18 protein-coding genes are annotated in these 21854 nt (G+C 70.7%); 14 read left to right on the top strand and 4 right to left on the bottom strand.

The window, feature by feature from the left end:
- Nucleotides 1–42 precede the first annotated feature (42 nt).
- The 9 genes from AW273_RS33865 (at nucleotide 43) to AW273_RS33825 (ending at nucleotide 10079) form a co-directional block, all read left to right on the top strand.
- Complete coding sequence (locus AW273_RS33865) at nucleotides 43–1191, top strand: GNAT family N-acetyltransferase (RefSeq protein WP_062357420.1); 1149 nt, start codon at nucleotides 43–45, stop codon at nucleotides 1189–1191.
- Nucleotides 1192–1235: 44 nt separating this feature from the next.
- Nucleotides 1236–1766 (top strand): crossover junction endodeoxyribonuclease RuvC, encoded by a 531-nt coding sequence (gene ruvC, locus AW273_RS33860; protein WP_062357418.1) that lies wholly within the window; start codon nucleotides 1236–1238, stop codon nucleotides 1764–1766.
- 82 nt (nucleotides 1767–1848) lie between these two features.
- Nucleotides 1849–2469, top strand: coding sequence for a Holliday junction branch migration protein RuvA (gene ruvA / locus AW273_RS33855; RefSeq protein WP_062357416.1), 621 nt, complete (start codon nucleotides 1849–1851; stop codon nucleotides 2467–2469).
- On the top strand, nucleotides 2466–3656 hold the full coding sequence (gene ruvB / locus AW273_RS33850) for a Holliday junction branch migration DNA helicase RuvB (protein ID WP_083950256.1): 1191 nt from the start codon (nucleotides 2466–2468) through the stop codon (nucleotides 3654–3656). The genes ruvA and ruvB overlap by 4 nt, the downstream gene beginning before the upstream one ends.
- A gap of 241 nt (nucleotides 3657–3897) precedes the next feature.
- A complete protein-coding gene (gene yajC, locus AW273_RS33845; RefSeq protein ID WP_063910202.1) occupies nucleotides 3898–4260 on the top strand; it encodes a preprotein translocase subunit YajC in 363 nt (120 codons plus the stop codon).
- A 41-nt stretch (nucleotides 4261–4301) separates the two neighbouring features.
- Entirely contained in the window at nucleotides 4302–6089 is a 1788-nt protein-coding gene (secD, locus tag AW273_RS33840; protein ID WP_232327729.1) for a protein translocase subunit SecD, read from the top strand.
- The gene (secF, locus tag AW273_RS33835; RefSeq protein ID WP_062357414.1) at nucleotides 6089–7096 is read left to right on the top strand and encodes a protein translocase subunit SecF; all 1008 of its coding nucleotides are present in this window, start codon (nucleotides 6089–6091) and stop codon (nucleotides 7094–7096) included. The genes secD and secF overlap by 1 nt, the downstream gene beginning before the upstream one ends.
- 102 nt (nucleotides 7097–7198) lie before the next feature.
- Complete coding sequence (locus AW273_RS33830; RefSeq protein ID WP_062357412.1) at nucleotides 7199–7705, top strand: adenine phosphoribosyltransferase; 507 nt, start codon at nucleotides 7199–7201, stop codon at nucleotides 7703–7705.
- Between the two features lie 184 nt (nucleotides 7706–7889).
- The gene (locus AW273_RS33825; protein ID WP_157556436.1) at nucleotides 7890–10079 is read left to right on the top strand and encodes a RelA/SpoT family protein; all 2190 of its coding nucleotides are present in this window, start codon (nucleotides 7890–7892) and stop codon (nucleotides 10077–10079) included.
- A 30-nt stretch (nucleotides 10080–10109) separates the two neighbouring features.
- On the opposite strand, the gene AW273_RS33820 is transcribed toward AW273_RS33825, so the two are convergent.
- Both AW273_RS33820 and AW273_RS33815 read right to left on the bottom strand, forming a co-directional pair.
- The gene (locus tag AW273_RS33820) at nucleotides 10110–11333 is read right to left on the bottom strand and encodes a DUF349 domain-containing protein (RefSeq protein WP_062357439.1); all 1224 of its coding nucleotides are present in this window, start codon (nucleotides 11331–11333) and stop codon (nucleotides 10110–10112) included.
- Between the two features lie 57 nt (nucleotides 11334–11390).
- Nucleotides 11391–12230, bottom strand: coding sequence for a peptidylprolyl isomerase (locus tag AW273_RS33815; RefSeq protein ID WP_062357407.1), 840 nt, complete (start codon nucleotides 12228–12230; stop codon nucleotides 11391–11393).
- 146 nt (nucleotides 12231–12376) lie between these two features.
- On the opposite strand from AW273_RS33815, the gene AW273_RS33810 reads away from it, so the two are divergent.
- Genes AW273_RS33810 through aspS form a run of 3 tightly spaced genes read left to right on the top strand, consistent with a single transcriptional unit; the run spans nucleotide 12377 to nucleotide 16037 of the window.
- The gene (locus AW273_RS33810; protein ID WP_062357405.1) at nucleotides 12377–13057 is read left to right on the top strand and encodes an MBL fold metallo-hydrolase; all 681 of its coding nucleotides are present in this window, start codon (nucleotides 12377–12379) and stop codon (nucleotides 13055–13057) included.
- Nucleotides 13057–14313, top strand: a complete 1257-nt coding sequence (gene hisS, locus AW273_RS33805) for a histidine--tRNA ligase (protein WP_062357402.1) — start codon at nucleotides 13057–13059, stop codon at nucleotides 14311–14313. The genes AW273_RS33810 and hisS overlap by 1 nt, the downstream gene beginning before the upstream one ends.
- Nucleotides 14310–16037: an aspartate--tRNA ligase gene (aspS, locus tag AW273_RS33800; RefSeq protein ID WP_062357400.1), complete on the top strand. Its 1728-nt coding sequence runs from the start codon at nucleotides 14310–14312 to the stop codon at nucleotides 16035–16037. The genes hisS and aspS overlap by 4 nt, the downstream gene beginning before the upstream one ends.
- Before the next feature lie 44 nt (nucleotides 16038–16081).
- On the opposite strand, the gene AW273_RS33795 is transcribed toward aspS, so the two are convergent.
- Nucleotides 16082–16930 carry an SAM-dependent methyltransferase gene (locus AW273_RS33795; protein WP_157556432.1) on the bottom strand — a complete coding sequence of 283 codons (849 nt, stop codon included), beginning with the start codon at nucleotides 16928–16930 and terminating at the stop codon, nucleotides 16082–16084.
- A 117-nt stretch (nucleotides 16931–17047) separates the two neighbouring features.
- Nucleotides 17048–17839 (bottom strand): peptidylprolyl isomerase, encoded by a 792-nt coding sequence (locus AW273_RS33790; protein ID WP_062357395.1) that lies wholly within the window; start codon nucleotides 17837–17839, stop codon nucleotides 17048–17050.
- A 215-nt stretch (nucleotides 17840–18054) separates the two neighbouring features.
- On the opposite strand from AW273_RS33790, the gene AW273_RS33785 reads away from it, so the two are divergent.
- Both AW273_RS33785 and AW273_RS33780 read left to right on the top strand, forming a co-directional pair.
- A complete protein-coding gene (locus tag AW273_RS33785; protein WP_198168500.1) occupies nucleotides 18055–21240 on the top strand; it encodes a S41 family peptidase in 3186 nt (1061 codons plus the stop codon).
- A gap of 96 nt (nucleotides 21241–21336) precedes the next feature.
- Nucleotides 21337–21789 carry a DUF2231 domain-containing protein gene (locus tag AW273_RS33780; RefSeq protein WP_062357391.1) on the top strand — a complete coding sequence of 151 codons (453 nt, stop codon included), beginning with the start codon at nucleotides 21337–21339 and terminating at the stop codon, nucleotides 21787–21789.
- The last annotated feature ends 65 nt before the right edge of the window (nucleotides 21790–21854 follow it).

Here is a 21854-nt window from a genome sequence, read left to right as displayed (position 1 = left end):
TGGTTTGCGCGGTTCCGTAAGGCCTGCGTAGGTTGTGGTTCCGTGGACATCCGTGATCTCGGCGAAGACGATCTCGACGCGGTGCTCGACAACCGCAAGCGGGCCTTCGGGCCACTCTCGGCGTCCGACGCCGCCGTCTGGCGGCGCATGGTCACGCCGTTGTTGTCCCAGGGCCGCTGCCTGGGCGTCTTCGACGGCGCCCGCCTGGTCGCGACCGCCCGGCTCAACCCGTTCACACAGTGGTGGCACGGCCGCCCGCAGCCCATGGGCGGCGTGGCCGGCGTCACCGTCGCGCCCGAAGACCGGGGGAGGGGCGTCGGCCGCCTGCTGATGCGCGCCGTGCTCGACCGCTGCTCCGAGCTCGGCTCGGCGGTCTCGGCGCTCTACCCGGCGACCACCCCCGTCTACCGGAGCGCGGGCTTCGAGCACGCCGGCAGCCGCCTGATCGCCACCCTGCCCACCGAGGCGCTGCGGACGATCGCCCCCGGCGAGCCGGTCGCGCTCCGCCGCATGGGCCCCGCCGACACCGACGAGCTGGTGGCGCTGATCGGCCGCGTCCACGCCGCCACCCGCGCCTCCGGCCCGCTCTCCTACACCCCGGAGACCTGGCGGGTCTGGCTGGAGGACGACGACGACTTCTGCTACCTCGCCGGCGACGGCTACGTGATCTACCGCTGGTCGGGCGGCGACATCGAGGTCGACAGCCTCGTCGCCGCCTCCGAGGCGACCACACGGGCACTGTGGGCCCTCGTGGGCACCTCCTCGTCGGTCGCCAAGCGGGTGACCGCCACCGTCGCGCCCGACGACCCGGTCCTGTGGCTGCTGCGCGAGCGGTCCAAGGACGTCGTCTCCTCCACCCGCTGGATGTTCCGCCTCGTCGACCCCGCCGACGCGGTCGCCCGGCGCGGCTACTCCCCGGCGGTGACCGCGTCGGTCCCCTTCGAGCTCACCGACCCGGCCCGCCCCGCCAACGACGGCACCTGGCTGCTGGAGGTCGCCGACGGCTCGGGCTCCCTGTCGAAGGGCGCCGGGACCGGCCCGGCCCTCACGATCAACGCCCTCTCCGCCCTGTACGCCGGCGTCCCCGCCGCCACTCTGCGCATGTCGGGCGGACTGACCGGCCCCACGGTGTTCGACGACACGTTGGACGCGGTGTTCGCGGCGAAGCCGTACCTGCTCGACTACTTCTAGTGTAAGATCGCCGAACACATGTTCGGAGCGGAAGGGGGCCGCCGGTGCGCGTGCTGGGTGTCGACCCCGGGCTCACCCGCTGCGGCGTCGGCGTCGTCGAGGGCCGCCCCGGATCGCCCGCCCGCCTGGTGGCCGTCGGCGTGATCCGCACCCCGGCCGACGACGAGATCGGCGCCCGCCTGGTGGCCATCGAGCGCGGCCTGGAGAAGTGGCTCGACGAGACCGAGCCCGACGCGGTGGCCGTCGAGCGGGTGTTCGCGCAGCACAACGTCCGCACCGTCATGGGCACCGCCCAGTCTGCCGCCCTCGCCATCCTGTGCGCCGCCCGCCGCGGGCTGCCCGTGGCGCTCCACACGCCCTCCGAGGTCAAGGCGGCGGTCACCGGCAGCGGCACCGCCGACAAGAAGCAGGTCGGCACCATGGTCACCCGCATCCTCCGCCTCGACGCCATGCCCAAGCCCGCCGACGCCGCCGACGCGCTGGCGCTGGCCATCTGCCACGTGTGGCGCGGCGGCGTGCAGAACCGCCTGGCGAGCGCCGTGGCGACCGCCCGGTCCGCCCGGGGTCCCCGGTGATCGCCACGTCGGCGAGTCCGGGCCGCTCGTCGTCCGGTCCGGACGCCCGTCCGGCCCCCGTTCACCCATCCGGGAGCGCTTCATGATCGCCTCGGTGTCCGGTCTGGTCACCGCCATCGCCCCCGACGCCGCCGTGGTCGAGGTCGGCGGGGTGGGCGTCCTCGTCCACTGCACGCCCGGAACGCTGGGCCTGCTGCGGGTGGGGGAGAACGGCCGGTTGTCGACCTCGCTGGTCGTCCGTGAGGAGTCGCTGACCCTCTACGGGTTCGCCTCCGACGACGAGCGGGTGGTGTTCGAGATGCTGCAGACCGCCAGCGGCATCGGGCCCCGGCTCGCGCTGGCGATGCTCGCCGTCCACTCGCCCAACGCGCTCCGCGTCGCGGTCGCCTCCGGTGATCTCAAAGCCCTCCAGATGGTGCCGGGCATCGGCCAGAAGGGCGCGCAGCGCCTCGTGCTCGAACTCAAGGGCAAGCTGGGCACCCCCGAAGAGGTCGTCAACGCCGCGATCAACGGGCCCGCGCGTGAGGCTCTGTGGCGCGAACAGGTGCATTCCGGTCTCGTCGGGCTCGGCTACTCCGCGCGCGACGCCGACGAGGCCCTCGCCGTCGTCACCCCCGAGGCCGAGGCCGAGCTGGCCGCCGGGCGCCAGCCCCAGATCGCGCCGCTGCTGAAGGCCGCCCTCCGGGCGCTGAGCGTGCGATGAAAGATTCACCGTCGGGCACCCCGGCCGAGTCCTCTCGCGGCCGTGACGACCTGTCGCCCGGCTCGCCCGGCGGGTTCCGCGAAGGGTCGATCCACGGGTCCGGCGACGGGTCCTACGAGGTCGAGATCGCCGGCTCCTTCGAGCGGGAGCTGGTCTCCGCCGACGTCCAGGGCGACGAGCGGCTGATCGAGGCGGCGTTGCGGCCCAAGCGGCTGGCCGAGTTCATCGGGCAGCCCCGGGTCAGGGAGCAGCTCTCCCTCGTGCTCGAAGGGGCGCTGCGGCGGAACCGGCCGCCCGACCACGTGCTGATGAGCGGGCCGCCCGGCCTCGGGAAGACCACGCTCGCCATGATCATCGCGGCCGAGCTGGGGGCCCCGCTGCGGGTCACCTCCGGGCCGGCGCTGGAGCGGGCCGGAGACCTGGCCGCGATCCTGTCGACGCTGACCGACGGCGAAGTGCTCTTCATCGACGAGATCCACCGCATGGCGCGGCCCGCCGAAGAGATGCTCTACCTGGCGATGGAGGACTTCCGGGTCGACATCGTGGTCGGCAAGGGGCCCGGCGCGACCGCGATCCCGCTGGAGGTCGCGCCGTTCACCCTCGTCGGGGCCACCACCCGCGCGGGCCTGCTGCCCGCGCCGCTGCGCGACCGCTTCGGGTTCACCGCCCACATGGAGTTCTACGACGAGGGCGAGCTCGAGACCGTGCTCCACCGCTCGGCCCGGCTGCTCGGCGTCGACCTGCCGGAAGAGGGGGCCGCCGAGATCGCCGGCCGCTCCCGGGGCACCCCCCGCATCGCCAACCGGCTGCTGCGCCGGGTCCGCGACTTCGCCGAGGTGCGCGCCGACGGGCTGATCACCCGGGAGATCGCCGCCGCCGCGCTGAATCTTTACGAAGTCGACGCCGAGGGCCTCGACCGGCTCGACCGGGCGGTCCTGGGCGCGCTGCTGCGCAAGTTCGGCGGCGGGCCCGTCGGGCTGTCGACACTGGCCGTAGCCGTCGGAGAGGAACCCGAGACCGTCGAGGTGGTCGCCGAGCCGTTCCTGGTCCGGCAGGGGCTGCTCGCCCGGACCCCGCGCGGGCGTGTGGCCACGGCCGCCGCCTGGGTCCATCTGGGGCTGGTCCCGCCGCCCGACGCGTTCGGGGCCGGTGTCGCCTTCGACGACCCTCCTGATAACCCACAGTGATGCCGGAAAGGACCTTGGGGATCACGGAATGGTTGCAATAGGCGTGAAAACGGAACTTTCCCGCGCGGCGGATCGTGGCTTCGTTGCCGGGGTTCTGACAGCTCGCCTACACTGCGTGGCTTGGCTGGGTGGCTAGGCTCGCTATGTAAGGTGACGTGCCGAGCGTATGGCCCGGACCGGCGTCAAACCTCGTGTGACCTCCGGCGAATGGCCGGTCATCTCTTCAACGAAGGAGAGCCCCGTGGAAGGGCTTGCGCAGCTACTCCCGATCGTCCTGCTCTTCGTGGTCTTCTACTTCCTGCTCATCCGCCCGCAGCGGAAGCGGCAGCAGGAGCAGGTCGCGATGCAGAACTCGCTCAGCGTGGGTTCCCGCGTGATGACCACTACGGGTCTGTTCGGCACCGTGGTGGGCTTCAGCGACGACGACGTCATCCTTGAGGTGGCGCCCGGCGTCGAGACCCGCTGGGTCAAGGCCGCCATCGGCCGCGTCCTCACCGAGGAGCCCGGCGACGGGATCGACTCGACCGAGAACGACGAGAAGTCCGACGGCGACAACGTCGCGGAAAGCCCGGAGACTGGAGACTCCAGCACCCGCAAGTCCTGAGTACCCTCATTGAAGACCCCTTGACGAAAGACTGACCACCAGTGGCCCCACCGACCAGCAGCCAGATCAAGCCGGGACGCACGCTCCTGCTTCTTCTGGCGATCATCGCCGCCATGGGCGCGGCCGTGGTCCTGCAGAACGCGTACATCCCGAAGTTCGGTCTCGACCTCGCGGGCGGCACGACAGTCACCCTCTCGCCCGAGACCCTCGACAACAAGGCGCCCTCGCAAGAGAGCCTCGATCGGGCCGTCAACATCATCCGTGACCGCGTCAACGGGCAGGGCATCTCCGACGCCCAGGTCGCGAGGGCCAGTGACAACATCCTGATCCAGATCCCGGGCGCGGGTCAGGAAGAGGCGTTGAAGCTGGTGGCCACGACCGCCGAGCTCCGCTTCCGCCAGGTGCTCGCCGTCGCCCCGGCCCAGGAGCAGCCGGCCGCGCTGCCCAGCGACGCGGCCTCGCCGGCCCCGTCGGGCTCGCTCCCGGCCGTGACGCCCTCGGCCGCCGCCTCTCCGGCCGCCAGCCCGGCGGGCCGGGCGGTCTCCAAGGCCCTCCAGGCGCCCTCGCCGACTGCGAGCGCCGAGGCGGGCCAGGGGAACAAGCAGGGCGACAACCAGCAGGGCAACCAGCAGGGCAACGGCAAGAAGAAGAACGCCGAGCCCAGCCCGGCCGCCTCGCCGCTCGTGACGACGCAGCCCTCGGCCGACCCGAACGCCGCCGCCGACCCGCTGGCGGGCCAGGACCTGTCGGGCATCGACCCGGCCGTCCTGCAGCAGTTCAAAGACCTCAAGTGCTCGGCCAACAACAAGGGCGCGGGCGTCCTCGACGACCCGACCAAGCAGTTCGCCGCGTGTGACGAGAGCGGCACCGCCAAATACATCCTCGACGTGGCCGCGGTCCAGGGTTCGGAGATCAGCACCGCCTCGTCCGGCCTGCGCCAGGACACCGGCGAGTGGGTCGTCAACCTCGACTTCAAGAGCGCGGGCGCCACGAAGTGGTCCGAGCTGACCAACAAGACCTTCAACAGCCAGCCGCCGCGCAACCAGATCGGCGCGGTGCTCGACGGCGTGGTCGTCACGGCCCCGGTCTCCAACGGCCGCATCACCGGCGGCAAGACCGAGATCTCGGGCAGCTTCACCTCGCAGACGGCGACCGAGCTGGCCGACCAGCTCAAGTACGGCGCGCTGCCGCTGAAGTTCAAGGTCAGCTCGACGGTGTCGGTCTCCTCGACCCTGGGCGCCGACCAGCTCCGCGGCGGTCTGATCGCGGGCGGCATCGGCCTCGTGATCGTCATGCTCTACCTGCTGCTCTACTACCGCGGCCTCGGCCTGGTGGGCATCGCCAGCCTCCTGGTCGCGACGGTCGTCACCTACCTGTCGGTGGTGGTGCTCAGCGCCAACGCGGGCTTCCGCCTGTCGCTGCCGCACATCATCGGCCTGGTGGTCTCGATCGGCATCACCGCCGACTCCTTCATCGTCTACTTCGAGCGAATCCGAGACGAGATGAAGGAGGGCCGGCGCAGCCTGCGCACGGCCGTCGAGGTGGCCTGGAAGCGGGCCCGCCGCACGATCCTCGTGGCCGACGCGGTCATGTTGATCGCGGCCCTGGTGCTCTACTTCCTGGCCGTGGGCGACGTCGCCGGCTTCGCGTTCGCGATGGGCCTGACGACGGTCATCGACGTCGTGGTGGTGTTCCTCTTCACCAAGCCGCTCATGTCGCTGGTGGCGCGCATGAAGTTCTTCGCCAAGGGCCACCCGCTGTCCGGACTCGACGCCGAGCGCATGGCGCGCACCGAGTCGTCGTCCACCTCGACCCTCCAGGAGGCGTGATGGCCACGGGCCTCGCGCGCCGCCTCTACCGCGGCGACATCGACATCGACTTCGTCGGTAAGCGCAAGCTCTGGTACGGCCTGTCGATCGCGCTGCTGATCATCTCGATCGCGGGTCTGTTCATCAAGCCGCTCAACCTGGGCGTCGAGTTCACCGGCGGTTCGGTCTTCGACTTCACCCGCACGCCCGGCTCGTCCATCGAGCAGGTGCGCGAGGTGGTCGGCTCGGCCGGTCCCCACCAGGTGATCGTCCAGGAGGCCGGGCCCAACTGGCGGGTGACCACCGAGAGCCTGGAGGGCGCCCAGGTCACCAAGGTCCAGCAGACGGTCGCCGACGAGTACAAGATCCAGCCCAACGACGTCAGCACCCAGGTCATCGGTGCGACCTGGGGTGGCGAGGTCTCCACCAAGGCCTGGATCGGCCTGATCTTCTTCATGATCGCGATCATGGCCTATCTGAGCATGGCGTTCGAGTGGCGGATGGCGCTGGCGGCGATCGTCGCGCTCGTCCACGACCTCGTGATCACGGCCGGCGTCTACTCCTGGTCGGGCTTCGAGGTCACCCCGGCGACCATGCTGGGCTTCCTGACCATCCTCGGTTATTCGCTCTACGACGCGGTCGTGGTGTTCGACATGATCAAGGAGGTCACGACCCCGCTGAAGACGTCGGCGAAGATGACCTACACCCAGGCGGCCAACAACGCCCTCAGCCACACCCTGATCCGGTCGCTCAACACCTCGCTGGTGGCGATCCTGCCGGTGGCGGCGATCCTGTTCATCGGGACCACGCTGCTCGGCGCCGGTGTGCTGAAGGACCTCTCACTGGCTTTGTTCGTCGGCATGCTCGTCGGCACCTACTCCTCGCTCTGTGTGGCGACCCCGATCCTGGTGTCGCTCAAGGAGCGCGAGCCTCAGTGGATCGCCCTCGCCAAGCGGGTGGCCCAGCGCGAGGCCTCCGAGGCCAAGCAGGCCTCCTCGAAGGAGAAGAAGGAGCACGCCAAGAAGTAGCGCCGGGGTCCACCCGACAGACAGACGAGACGCCCCGCGGGCACCCGGGAAGATCGGGAGCCCGCGGGGCGTTCGTTTTCGTGTAGCCACTACTGTTGGCAGGTGACCGAGTGGATCTCGCTGATAAGGGACGTTCCCGACTATCCGCAGCCTGGCATCCTGTTCAAGGACATCACCCCCCTGCTGGCCGACCCGGCCGCGTTCACCGCGGTCGTCGACGACCTGGCTGAGGGGTTCTCCTTCGATAAGGTGGTCGGCATCGAGGCCAGGGGTTTCATCCTGGCCGCCCCCGTCGCCCTCAGAAGGGGCGCGGGTTTCGTGCCGGTACGCAAGAAGGGCAAACTGCCCGCCGAGACGCTAGAGGCCTCCTACGATCTGGAATACGGCTCCGCGACGATCGAGGTCCACGCCGACGCGTTCGCCCCGGGCGAGCGGGTCCTGGTGGTCGACGACGTCCTGGCGACCGGCGGCACGGCGGCCGCGGCGGTCGACCTGGTGCGGCGCGCGGGCGCCGAGGTGGTGGCCGTGACCTTCCTGATGGAGTTGTCCTTCCTCCCTGGCAGGGAGAGGCTGCCCGGTCTCGACGTCAGAGCTTTGGTTACCGTTTGACCTACACTGAGTGATCTGGACTCGAATGTGAGGAGTCTGAGTGCCCCGTGATGTGGCCCCCGGCAACGCGCCCGTCGAATCGCCCGGCGCGCCGGTTCCCGACGCGCCCGCCGAGGCGGCGCCCCCGGAGAAGGGGACGGCCGTCCGGCGCAGGCTGGGCCGGTTCGGGGGGCAGTGGGGTGCGATGAACCCCGTCCTCGAACCCCTGTTCAAGACGGTCCGGGCCACTCACCCCAAGGCCGATCTGCGGCTGATCGAGCGTGCCTACGAGACGGCGGCCTACCACCACCGCGACCAGAAGCGGAAGAGCGGTGACCCCTACATCACCCATCCGCTGGCCGTGGCGACCATCCTGGCCGAGCTGGGCACCGACGACGAGACTCTGTGCGCGGCGCTCCTCCACGACACCGTGGAGGACACCGCCTACGGGCTCGACGAGCTGCGCGCCGACTTCGGCGAGAACATCGCGCTACTCGTCGACGGCGTGACCAAGCTCGACAAGGTCAAGTTCGGCGACGCCGCGCAGGCCGAGACGGTCCGCAAGATGGTCGTGGCGATGAGCCGCGACATCCGCGTGCTGATCATCAAGCTGGCCGACCGGCTCCACAACATGCGCACCATGCGCTACATGCCCGAGCACAAGCGGCAGCAGAAGTCCCGCGAGACGCTGGAGATCTTCGCGCCGCTGGCCCACCGCCTGGGCATGAACACGATCAAGTGGGAGCTGGAGGACCTCGCGTTCACCATGCTCTTCCCCAAGCGCTACGACGAGATCGCCCGCATGGTCTCCGAGCGGGCTCCCCGGCGCGACCTGTTCCTGCAGGAAGTGATCGAGAACGTCCACTCCGACCTGCGGGAGCAGAAGATCCGGGCGACCGTCAAGGGCCGCCCGAAGCACTACTACTCGATCTACCAGAAGATGATCGCCAAGGGTGTCGCCTTCGACGACATCTACGACCTGGTGGGCATCAGGGTGCTGGTCGACACCGTCCGCGACTGCTACGCCGCGCTCGGAACGATCCACGCCCGCTGGAACCCGGTGCCCGGCCGGTTCAAAGACTACATAGCGATGCCCAAGTTCAACATGTACCAGTCGCTCCACACGACGGTCATCGGGCCCGAGGGCAAGCCGGTCGAGCTGCAGATCCGCACCCGCGCGATGCACCACCGCGCCGAATACGGCGTCGCCGCCCACTGGAAGTACAAGGAGGAGATGGTCGCCTCCAACCCGGGCGGCAAGGTCAAGGACGTCAACGACATGGCGTGGCTGCGCCAGCTCCTCGACTGGCAGAAGGAGACCTCCGACCCGGGCGAGTTCCTGGAGTCGCTGCGGTTCGACCTGTCGGTCTCCGAGGTGTTCGTCTTCACCCCGCGCGGCCAGGTCATCGCGCTGCCCGACGGCGCGACCCCGGTCGACTTCGCCTACGCCGTCCACACCGAGGTCGGCCACCGCTGCATCGGGGCCCGGGTCAACGGGCGGCTGGTGCCGCTGGAGTCGCGCCTGGGCAACGGCGACACGGTCGAGATCTTCACCTCGAAGTCGCCCGACGCGGGGCCCTCCCGCGACTGGCTGAAGTTCGTCAAGTCGGGCCGGGCCCGCAACAAGATCCGCCAGTGGTTCTCCAAGGAGCGCCGCGAGACCGCGATCGAGGCCGGCAAGGAGGCCATCGGGCGGGCGATGCGCAAGCAGGGCCTGCCGCTCCAGCGGCTCATGTCGGGGGAGGCGCTGCTCGCCCTGGCCCGGGACCTGCACTACGTCGACGTGTCGGCGCTCTACGCGGCGGTGGGCGAGGGCCACATCGCGGCCCAGGCGGTCGTCCAGAAGCTCGTACAGGCCCTCGGAGGAGTCGAGGGGGCCGAGGAGGACATCGCCGAGGCGGCGCTGCCCACGCAGCTCAAGGGGCGTCCCAGGGCCGGCACCAACGCGGGTGTCATGGTCGCGGGCGACCCCGACGTGTGGGTGCGGCTGTCGCGGTGCTGCACGCCCGTCCCGGGCGACGACATCACCGGCTTCGTGACCCGCGGCCACGGCGTCTCGGTGCACCGGGTCGACTGCGCCAACGTGGGGCAGCTCCAGGAGCAGCCCGAGCGGCTCGTCGAGGTGGCGTGGTCGCCCGGCGACGACTCGGTGTTCCTGGTGGCCATCCAGGTCGAGGCGCTCGACCGGCCCCGGTTGTTGTCCGACGTGACCCGGACCCTCTCGGACCACCACGTCAACATCCTGTCGGCGTCGGTGACGACCTCACGCGACCGGGTGGCGGTCAGCAAGTTCACCTTCGAGATGGGCGACCCCAAGCACCTGGGCCACGTGCTCAGGACCGTGCGCAACATCCCGGGCGTCTACGACGTCTACCGGGTGACCAGCGGCGCCTGACCGAGCCGGTCAGGCGCCGCCGGCGTCACCTCAGGAGAACTCGGCGAGCGTGCGCTCGGCCTCTTCGAGCCAGGAGCGGCGGGCGGCGATGCCCTCCTCGGCCTCCTTGGCCTGCTTGCTGCCCGGCTGAGCCTTGGCGAGGCGGGTCTCCAGCTGCTCGATCGAGCGGCGGAGCTGGTTGACCGTGTCCTGGGCACGCGCGCGGGCCTCGGGGTTGGAGCGCTTCCACTCCGCCTCCTCGGCCTTGCGGACCGCGTCGTCGATCTTCCGCAGGCCGCCCTCAAGCCGGTCGCGCTGCTCGCGCGGCACCGGGCCGACGGCCTCCCACCGCTCGACCAGGGCCCGGAGCTGGCCGCGCGCCGTGCGGACGTCGGTCACCGGGAGGATCTTCTCCGCCTCGACCAGCAGCAGCTCCTTGGCGTCGGCGTTGGCCGCGAACGACGCGTCGCGCTCGGCGAACACCGTCGAGCGGGCCTGGAAGAACTGGTCCTGGGCGCCCTTGAAGCGGTTCCAGAGCTCGTCTTCGGCCTCGCGGGAGGCCCGCCCGGCCGCCTTCCAGCGGCGCATCAGCTCGCGGTAGGCCGCGGCCGTGGCGTTCCAGTCGGTCGAGGACGACAGTTCCTCGGCCTCGCTCACGATGCGCTCCTTGGCGGAACGCACCTGGTCGCGCTGCTCGTCGAGCGAGGAGAAGTAGGCCTTGCGGCGCTTGGCGAAGGCCGTGCGGGCCGTCGACAGGCGCTTCCACAGCGCCGCCTCGGTCGCGCGGTCGATCCGCTCGGCGGCCTTCCACTCCTCGACGAGCTGGCGCAGCCGCTCGCCGCCGGACTTCCAGTGAGTGGCGTCCTCGGCGATGCGCTCGGCCTCGCCGACGATCCGCTCCTTGATCTCCTTGGCCTGGCCGCGGGCGACCTCGCGGGCCGCCTTCACTTCCTCGCGGCGCTTGCCCACCATCTCGGAGAGGGCCTGGAGCCGGTTGTTCAGCGAGTCGAGGTCACCGACCGCGTTCGCCCCGGTGATCGCCTCGCGCAGCTTCAGGATGCCGGCCTCCGCCTGTGCGGGCGGCAGGTCGGTGCCCTTCACCCGCTGTTCGAGCAACTGGACCTGACCGGCCAGCTCGTCGAACTTGCGGTGGAAGTAGGCCAGCGCCTCTTCCGGTTCCCCGGCCTGCCAGGACCCGACGGCCCGTTCTCCCTCAGCCGTACGCACGTAGACGGTGCCGTCGTCGTCTACCCGGCCCCACGGGTCGGTGGTCACCGTGTCCTCCCGCACTCGAATCAGCCTCCAGGGCGTTTAGCCCTTGGTTGTATTACGTCAGCTCTTGCCGGTAATTGTCACGTCTTTGATTTCCACAGCCTGCTTCGGCGTTCCGTCGCCGCCGCCGCCCTCGACGCCCGCCTTGGCCACCTTGTCGACGAGGTCCAAGCCCTTGGTGATCGTGCCGAAGGGCGTGTACGAGTCGGGCAGGGTGTCGGTCTCGTCGCCGTAGACGATGAAGAACTGGCTGCCGTTGGTGTTCGGGCCGCTGTTGGCCATGGCCAGCACGCCCCGCTTGTAGCTGGCGCCTTCGAGGTTCTCGTCCACGAAGCGGTAGCCGGGGCCGCCGCTGCCGGTGGCGGTCGGGTCGCCGCACTGGAGCACCTTGATGCCCTCGGTGGTGAGGCGGTGGCACTTCGTGTTGGCGAAGTAGCCCTTGCTCGCCAGGTGGGTGAACGAGCCGACCGTGCACGGCGCCTTGGCGCCGTCGAGGTCGGCCTGGATGACGCCCAGGTTGGTGTCGATCTTCATGACCGCCGGGGCCGCCGCGACCTTGGGATCGGGCTTGCCGACGTCCTTGGCCCCGCCCGCCGGGTCGCTCACGTAGTCGCACCTGCCGGTGCCCTTGTCGAAGGGCAGGGGCTCCGCGGGGGCCGCCGCGCTCTCGGCCGGATTGGCCGAGGCCGACGCCGCCGCGGTGGCCGGGTCGGCGTCGTCACTGCCGCCCGTCAGGAAGATCGCCGCCGCCACGATGCCCGCGATGACGACCACGACACCGGCGGTGGTCCCGATGGCGGCGTTGCGCTTCGCGACGCGCTCACGTTGGGCCCGTGCGGCCTGCTGGCGCTCGTGGTGCTCGCGCGCGAGTTGCTTCTGCCGGTCCTTCCCGGTGACCACTTCGTCCTCCCGACTGTCCAAGAATGACTATTGAGGTGGGCGAATCGTATCGGCACACGGGTATTGGTTCGCAGCCCGCCGACCCGCACCGGTACCCTTCGGTTACATTCGCTCGCTCAATCCTTTGAGACATCGAGGCCGCTCCGTTGTTGATCGCAGGGTTCCCAGCCGGGTCTTTCCAGACCAACTGCTACGTCGTCGCGCCCGCCGCGGGCGCGGAATGCGTGGTCGTCGACCCAGGTCAGAACGCTGAAGAGGGCCTCGACGAGCTGATCCGCGAGCACCGGCTGAAGCCGGTCGCGGTGGTCCTGACCCACGGGCACATCGACCACATGTGGTCGGTCGGTCCGGTTTGCGGAGCTCGTGAAATTCCCGCCTGGATTCATCCCGATGATCGGGTTCTGCTGAGCGATCCGGGCCGCGGATTCGGCGCGATGAGCAAACAGATGTTCGGGGGGCTGGAGTTCAGCGAGCCCGACGACGTCCGCGAGCTCACCGACGGCGCCGTCCTGGAGCTGGCCGGCCTTGAGCTGGTCGTCGACCACCGGCCGGGCCATACCGGGGGGTCGGTGACCTTCAGGCTCGACGACGAACACGTGCTGTTCAGCGGCGACCTGTTGTTCATGGACTCCATCGGCCGCACCGATCTGCCCGGCGGCGACCACCAGGCCATGCTCGGCAGTCTCGCCAAGACGTTGACACTGCCGGACGAAACGGTGGTTCTCCCCGGTCACGGACCCCAGACGACCATCGGCCGCGAGCGCGCCAGCAACCCGTTCCTGAAAGATCTGGAGCACGGGGCGCCCGGCCCGAACCGAGGACTGTGATGACCTTCCAGGCGCCCAAGGGCGTTAGTGAATACGCGCCGCCCCGTTCGGCGGCGTTCCGGCGGGCGATCGACACCTTCGCCGCCGCGGTGACCAGGGCCGGCTACGGCTACCTCGAACTCCCGGTGTTCGAGGACACCCAGCTCTACGCGCGCGGCGTCGGCGAGTCGACCGACGTCGTGACCAAGGAGATGTACACCTTCCAGGACCGGGGCGGCCGATCGGTCACCCTGCGGCCCGAGTTCACCGCGGGCGTCCTGCGGGCGGTGCTGGAACACGGCCTGCACCACGGCCAGTTGCCCGCGAAGGTCTGGGCCGTCGGCCCCGCCTTCCGCTACGAGCGGCCCCAGGCCGGGCGCTACCGGCAGTTCTACCAGGTCGACCTGGAGGCGATCGGCAGCGACGACCCGCTGGTCGACGCCGAGACGATCGCCATCGCGTGGGACTGGTACCAGGAGCTGGGCCTCCAGCGGCTGACGCTGCTGCTGAACACGCTCGGCTGCGCCGAGTGCCGCCCGATCTACCGGGCCGCGCTGCAGGACTTCCTGCGCGCCCTCGACCTCGACGAGGCCACCCGCGCCCGCGTCGAGATCAACCCGCTGCGGGTGCTCGACGACAAGCGGCCCGAAGTGAAGGCGCAGCTCGAAGGGGCGCCGCTGGTCACCGACCACCTGTGCGCCTCCTGCAAGGCCCACCACGACCAGGTGCGCACCGCCCTGGCCGACCTGTCGATCCCGTGGACCGACAACCCGCGCCTGGTACGCGGCCTCGACTACTACACCCGCACCACCTTCGAGTTCGACCACCCGCTGCTGGGGGCGCAGTCGGCCGTCGGCGGGGGCGGTCGTTACGACGGGCTCTCCGAGTCCATCGGCGGGCCGCCGCTGCCCGGCATCGGCTTCGGGCTCGGCCTCGACCGCACGGTGCTGGCCATGGAGGCCGAGAAGGTCGCGGCCGCCGCCGTCTCGACGGTCGACGTCTACGCCGTGCCCCTGGGCGAGGAGGCCCGGAGGCGCGCGTTCACGCTGCTTTCCGAGCTGCGCCGGGCGGGGCTCGCGGCCGACATGGCCTACGGCTCCCGGGGGCTCAAGGGGTCCATGAAGGCGGCGTCGAAGTCGGGGGCCAGATACGCGCTGATCCTCGGTGAGCGCGACATCGAGGCGGGGGCCGTACAGCTGAAGGACCTGGAAACCGCTGAACAGACCGAGGTGTCCCTCGCCGCGGTCGTCGACACCCTGAAAGGGAAACTCTTGTGATCCGCACCCACCAGGCCGGGACGTTGCGCCCCGAGCACGCCGGCCAACAGGTGACGCTGGCCGGATGGGTCGCCCGTCGTCGTGACCACGGCGGCGTGGTCTTCATCGACCTGCGCGACTCCTCCGGCTCCGCCCAGGTCGTCTTCCGCGAGGAGGACGACGCCCACGGCCTGCGCTCCGAATACTGCGTGAAGGTCGTCGGAGAGGTCCGGGTGCGGCCCGAGGGCAACGAGAATCCCGACATCCCCACCGGCGGGATCGAGGTCGTGGCCGCCGAGGTCGAGGTGCTGAGCGAGGCGGCCCCGCTGCCGTTCCCGATCGAGGGCGCCTCGGGCGTCTCGGAGGAGGCCCGGCTCAAGTACCGCTATCTCGACATCCGCCGCCAGCAGCTCGGCGACGCGCTGCGCATCCGGTCGAAGGCGACCTACCTGGTCAACGAGGTGATGAACGAGCGCGGGTTCGTCTACGTCGAGACGCCGAACCTGACCCGTTCGACCCCCGAGGGCGCCCGCGACTTCCTGGTGCCGGTGCGGCTCCAGCCGGGCAACTGGTACGCCCTGCCCCAGTCGCCCCAGCTGTTCAAGCAGCTCCTCATGGTGGCCGGCCTGGAGCGCTACTACCAGCTCACCAAGTGCTTCCGCGACGAGGACCTGCGCGCCGACCGGCAGCCGGAGTTCACCCAGATCGACATCGAGATGTCGTTCGTCGACCAGGACGACGTCATGGAGCTCGGCGAGGCGATCATCGGCCGGGTGTGGAAGGAGACGCTCGGCTACGAGCTGCCCTCCCCGCTGCCCCGCATGACCTACGCCGACGCGATGGCCCGCTTCGGCTCCGACAAGCCCGACCTGCGGTTCGGCTGCGAGCTGGTCGACCTGACCGACTACTTCAAGGACACCACCTTCCGGGTGTTCCAGAACGAGTACGTCGGCGCGGTCGTCATGCCGGGCGGCGCGTCCCAGACCCGCAAGGAGCTCGACGGCTGGCAGGAATGGGCCAAGTCCCGCGGCGCGCGCGGGCTCGCCTACGTGCTCGTCCAGGAAGACGGGTTCGGCGGCCCGGTGGCCAAGAACCTGTCCGAGGCCGAGACCGCCGGGCTGCGCGCGGCGACCGGCGCCGAGGTCGGCGACGCGATCTTCTTCGCGGCCGGCGCCCGGCACGCCTCGCGTGAGCTGCTCGGCGCGGCCCGGCTGGAGATCGGCCGCCGCAAGGAGCTGATCGACGAGTCGCAGTGGTCGTTCCTGTGGGTCGTCGACGCGCCCATGTTCGAAGACGACGGCGAGGGCGGCTGGACGGCCGTGCACCACCCCTTCACCGGCCCCAAGCCCGAGTGGAACGACAACTTCCAAGACCACCCGGGCGAGGCCCTGGCCTACGCCTACGACATGGTCTGCAACGGCATGGAGATCGGCGGCGGCTCGATCCGAATCCACCGCGCCGAGATGCAGCAGCGCGTCTTCGACGTGCTGGGCATCTCCAAGGAGGAGGCCGAGAGCAAGTTCGGCTTCCTGCTGGAGGCGTTCAAGTACGGCCCGCCGCCGCACGGCGGCATCGCCTACGGCTGGGACCGGGTCTGCATGCTGCTGGCCGGCGGTGAGTCGATCCGCGACGTGATCGCCTTCCCGAAGACGGCCTCCGGCTTCGACCCGCTGACCGCCGCGCCCACGCCGATCACCCCGGCGCAGCGCAGGGAGGCGGGCGTCGACGCCACGCCCAAGGCCTAGCAACGAGAAAGGGCCGGTCCGTAACGGACCGGCCCTTTCTCGTTTTACCTGACGACTCCGACGGCCCCGAAGAAGCCGGCCTTGCGCGGGTCGGCGTCGGCCAGCCCGGAGATCTCCGGCCGCCAGACCCCCACTTGCACGATTCCGGGCTCCAGCAGCTCCATGCCCTCGAAGTAGGCCGCGACCTGCGAGGAGGTGCGGGCCGTGATGTTCCCGCTGGTGGTCTGCCGGTACGTCTTGTACACGACCTCCTGCAGGTCGTCGTCGACCTCGCCCATGTGGCCGTGGGACATGACCAGATAACTGCCCGGCACCATCGGCACCCGCAGTTCCCGCACGATCCGGGACGCCTCGTCGTCGTCGGGCACGAAGTGGACGATGGCCAGCAGCATGATCGCCACCGGCTGGGAGAAGTCGATGAGGGCCCGCACCTCGGGGTGGTCGATGATGCCCTTGGGGTCGTGCAGGTCGGCCCGGACGACGGCGGTGTTGCGGTTCTTGGCCAGCAGGGCCCGCCCGTGGGCCAGCACGATGGGGTCGTTGTCGACGTAGACGACGCGGGCGTCGCGGGCGACCGCCTGGGCGACCTGGTGGGTGTTCTCACGGGTCGGCAGGCCGGAGCCGATGTCGAGGAACTGCCGGATCCCCCGGGCGGCCAGCAGCCGGACGACCCGCGACAGGAACGCCCGGTTCTCCCGGGTGAAGTCGCGGACGTAGGGCATGCGGGCGAGGATCTCGTCGGCGGCTTCCCGGTCGGCGGCGAAGTTGTCCTTGCCGCCGAGGTAATAGTCGTACATCCGGGCGACGCTGGGCTTGTGCGGGTCGATGACCCACGACGGTGCCGGCTCGTGCTCGGACAACGGGTGGCCTCCGGTCAGGGGAATGGCACTCATGCCTGGAATCTTGGGAAAGATTCGCCTTTCGCGAGATTCTAGGGGTTCTGTTGGGATTCGTGTCTTCAGAAACACCGAAGGGCGAGTCCGGGTGGACCCGCCCTTCGCCGGAAACGCCTACTTGACGATGACGTCCTTGATCTCCACGCGGATCTTCGGCGCGTTGGAGCCGCCGTCTTCCGACAGGATGTCGTCCTCGTTCTTGATGACCCCGCCCGCGGCGATCTTGTCGACCACCTCGATGCCCTTGGTCACCACCCCGAACGGCGTGTACGCCGCCGGGAGCTGGGCCGCCTCGTCGCTGAAGGAGATGGCGAACTGGCTGCCGTTGGAGTTGGCCGCGTCGCCGCCCTGGGCCATGAAGACCACGCCGCGCGTGTAGGCCGGGCCGAGGTTCTCGTCGGGGAACAGGTAGCCGGGGCCCCCGGTGCCGTCGCTCTTGTTCTTGCCGTCGCCCTTGGCCTGCGGGTCACCGCACTGCAGCAGGTCGAGACCGTTGCTCTCGGTCGTGGTGAGCCGGTGGCACAGGGTGTTGTCGAAGTAGTTCTTCTTCGCCAGGAAGTAGAACGAGTTGACCGTGCACGGCGTCGACTCGGGCACCAGCTCGATGACGATGTCGCCCTGGTTGGTCTTGAGCGTCATGTTCTTGGCGTTGAGCGCCGCCTTCACCGGCTTGGCCGGGGGCATGCCCACGAACTTGCTCGGGACGCCGGTGTCGTCCTTGCGGTATTCGCACTTGACGTCCTTGGGGTCGACCGGCGTCGGGGGCGCGGTCGGCTGGTCCGGCAGCGTCGAGGGGATCGCCGTGATCGACGGCGCGGCCGACGCCGGCGGCGTCTGTTCGCCGGGGGCCGCCGTGTTGCCGTCCGCGCTTGTGCACGCGGTCACCGCGAAGAGCGAGAGGATCACTGCACCGACCCCCAACCGGACGCGACGGGCCTGGCCCAGGGCCAGGGGTTTCTGCCGATTCGTGTGGGTCACTGCGTTGCCTTCCCTTTAATCGTCCATTGCTGAAGTTTCGCGTCACTCTATCCGTGATCGTGTTCGCTTCGCGTAAGCCTCGTCCCAGGGGCCCCATGCGTAACGATCTTGCCTTCACCAGGGCTGGGATTAGCATTGTGGGGGTGCCTAGCGGGTCATACCTCCGGTTTCCTCACATCCATCGTGATCTTCTGACGTTCGTCGCGGAGGATGACGTCTGGATCGCTCCGCTCGACGGCGGGCGGGCCTGGCGACTCACGGTCGAGCAGGTGGGCGCCGCCCATCCCCGGTTGTCGCCCGACGGGGCGACGGTGGCCTGGCAGGGCGGGCGGATCCCCGCGGAGGTCCACGTCGCGCCGGTCGACGGCGGCGGGATCGAGCAGCTCACCCACTGGGGCGGCAGCGGCGCGCGGGTGCACGGCTGGCTCGACGCCCGGACCGTGATCGCCGGCAGCTCCCACGACCAGCCGTTCGCCCACTGGACATGGGCGCGGACCGTGCCGGTCGACGGCGGCCCGGGGGAGCGGCTGCCCTACGGCCCCGTCAGCGACCTCGACCTGCGCGACGGGCACACCCTGCTGCTGACCGCCTCGGCCGGGCACGACCCGGCCCACTGGAAGCGCTACCGAGGCGGCGGCATGGGCCGCCTGTGGCTCGACGGGCAGCGCCTGCTGGCCGGCCACGAGGGCCAGCTCGCCGCGCCGATGCTGGTCGGCGGCCGGATCGTGTTCCTCTCCGACCACGAGGGGACCGGCAACCTCTATTCGGTCCGGTACGACGGAGGCGACCTCAGGAAGCACACCGACCACCACGACTTCTACGCCCGCCAGGCGGCCACCGACGGAACCCGGATCGTCTACGCCCGCGCGGGCAGCCTGTGGTTGCTGCCCGGCCTCGACGCCGAGCCCGAACCGCTGGAGGTGCGCCTCGGCGGCGCCGGCCGGGGACGCCAGCCCTTCTGGGCCAGCCCCGGCCCCGAGGACGCCGCCTGCGACACCACCGGCCGCGCCAGCGCCGTCGAGGTGGGCGGCGCCGTCCACTGGGTGACCCACGAGGACGGCCCGGTCCGGCTCCTGTCCGGGCGCGGCCGGGCCCGGCTGCCCATCGTCCTGGGCCGCTTCGAACGCGCCGACGACGCCGAACCCGACGACCTGGGCAGACGCGTCAACGGCCCGGCCGCATGGGTGACCGACGCGGCCGGCGAGGACGCCATCGAGCTGGGCGTGCCCGGCCGCCCCACCCGGACCATCGCCGCCGGGGAGCTCGGCCAGGTCGAGGAGATGGAGGCCGCCCCCGACGGCTCGGTGATCGCCGTGGCCTCCCACGACGGCCGCCTGCTCCTGGTCGGCCCGGAGACCGGCGCGGTCACCGAGCTCACCCGGACCGAGCACGGCGTGATCAGCGACCTCGGGTTCGACCCGCGCTCCCAATGGCTGGTGTGGTGCCACCCGGTGTCCCGCGGCCACGCCATCCGGATGGCCCGCCTCCAGCGGCCCGGAGCACCCGACGACGACGCCGGATCGGGCGCCGAGGTGACCGAGACGCCCGCCCCGGAGACCCCGGCGACCGAGATCGTGCACGTCACCGACGGCCGGTTCACCGACATGTCGCCCGCCTTCACCGGCGACGGCCGCAACCTGGTCTTCCTGTCGCTGCGCGGGTTCGAGATGATCCGCGACTCCCACAGCTTCGACCTGGTGATCACCCACGGCACCCGGCCCTACCTGGTGCCGCTCGCGGCGGGCGCGCCCTCGCCGTTCGCCCCCTCCGTCGAGGGCAGGCCGGCCGACGGCGGCGAGTCCGGCGACGGGCCCGTCACCGTCGACCTGGCCGGGCTCGACGGGCGGATCGTGCCGCTGCCGGTCCCGGACGCCCACTACTGGGCGCTGCGCCCGGTCAAGGGCGGGCTGGTCTGGTGCCGCGGCGGCAGTGGCGAGCCGACCGTGCTCGAACGGTTCGACCTGGACAAGCGCAAGACCGAGGAACTCGCCACCGACGTCCACTTCTTCTCCGTCAGCGGCGACGGCTCCCGGATCGTGGTGCGCGACGCCGCGGAGCTGCGGGTGATCTCGGCGACGGGCAAGAACGGCGACGGCGTGACCGTCGACCTCGACCGCGTCCGGGTCCGGATCGACCCGGGCCGGCGCTGGCGGCAGGCCTACGCCGAGGCCGGGCGGATCATGCGCGACCACTTCTGGGTCGGCGACATGGCGGGGGTCGACTGGCCGGAGGTGCTGGAGACCTACCGCCCCTGGCTCGACCGCATCGGCGGCCCGGAGGACTTCGCCGACCTCGTCAGCGAGGTCGTCGGGGAGCTCGGCGCCTCCCACGCCTACGTGTACGCCGCCCGGCACCACTGGCGCAGCCCCACCGGCCGGCTCGGGGCCGACATCGGGCCCGACACCGACGGCCTGTGGCGGGTCCGGCGGATCTACCCCTCCGAGTTGTCCGACTCCGCCGCCCGTTCGCCGCTCCAGGGGTCGGGCGTGCGGGCCGGCGACGCGATCCTGGCCGTCGACGGCGTGCCGGTCGATCCGGTGACCGGCCCCGCGCCGCTGTTGTGGGCCGCCTACGGGCATCCCGTCGAGCTGACCGTGGAGTCGGGCCCCCGCGTCTTCCGCGTCGCCGTGGTCCCGCTGGTCAACGACCGGCGGCTGCGCTACCACTCCTGGGTGGCCGACCGGCGCCGGCTGGTCCGCCGCCTGTCGGGCGGGCGGATCGGCTACCTGCACGTGCCCGACATGCAGCGGGAGGGCTGGGCGCAGCTCCACCGCGACCTGTCCCACGAGCTCGCCAAGGACGCCGTGATCGTCGACGTGCGCGCCAACCAGGGCGGCAACACCTCCCAGCTCGTGGTGGAGAAGCTCTCCCGGCGCATCGTCGGCTGGAAGCTCTCCCGCCGGGAGGAGCCGAGGAGCTACCCCGCGGACGCCCCGCGCGGCCCCGTCGTGGTGTTGTGCGACGAGGAGACCTCCTCGGACGGCGACATCATCACCGCCGCCGTCCAGGCCCTCGGCCTCGGGCCGGTCATCGGGACCCGGACGTGGGGCGGCGTCATCGGGATCCGGGGCGTCTACCGGCTGGCCGACGGCACCCGGATGCGGGTGCCGGGATTCGCCCACTGGAGCGAGAACTACGGCTGGGAGCTGGAGAACCGGGGCGCGACCCCCGACGAGGAGGTGCTGATCACCCCCGCCGACTGGGCCCGCGGCGCCGACCCGCAGCTCGACGCCGGGGTGCGGCACGCCCTGCGGGCGATGGAGGGCCGCCCGGTCAGCGTGCCGCCCGACCCCGCGACCCGCCCCTTCCGGGGCCGGGTCAGGGGTTGACGGCTCTCATCGCGCTCTCATCCCGTTCTCAGATCCGTCTGGGAACCTCGCAGGATCGCTCGGGTATGAGTGGATGACGAAGGAGATGCCCATCACATGTTCGATTCCGTTTTCGGCCTTCCCCTGCATCCGCTGGTCGTGCACGCCGCGGTGGTCTTCACCCCGCTGCTGGCCGCCGTCTCCGTCGCCTACGCCCTGCTGCCCCGGTTCCGCGCCCGGCTCGACTGGGCCGTGGTGCTGCTGGCCGTCGCGGCGCCGATCAGCGTGCTCGCCGCCCGGATGAGCGGCGAGGCGCTGAAGGAGTCGCGTTACGGCGACCAGGCGCCCGCGCCGGTCGCCGAGCACGAGTCGTTCGCCACCCCGCTGCTGCTGACCTCGATCGCCCTCGCGGTGGTCGCGCTGGTGCTGGTCTGGGCGGTCTCCAAGGGCAAGGGGCGCACCCTGACGACCGTGTTGTCGGTGCTGGCCGTGGTGGGCGCGCTCGCCGTCACCTTCTACGTCGTCCGCGCCGGGCACACCGGGGCCACCGCCGTGTGGGGCCTAGGCTAGGGGTTCGTGGAGAGCCTGTTCGATTCGGCCGCACGGGACAACACGCCCGAACCCCTCGCCGTGCG

It is taken from the genome of Herbidospora yilanensis (assembly GCF_001570565.1).
GTDB lineage: Bacteria > Actinomycetota > Actinomycetes > Streptosporangiales > Streptosporangiaceae > Herbidospora > Herbidospora yilanensis.
This window is presented reverse-complemented; position numbering and strand designations above follow the sequence as displayed.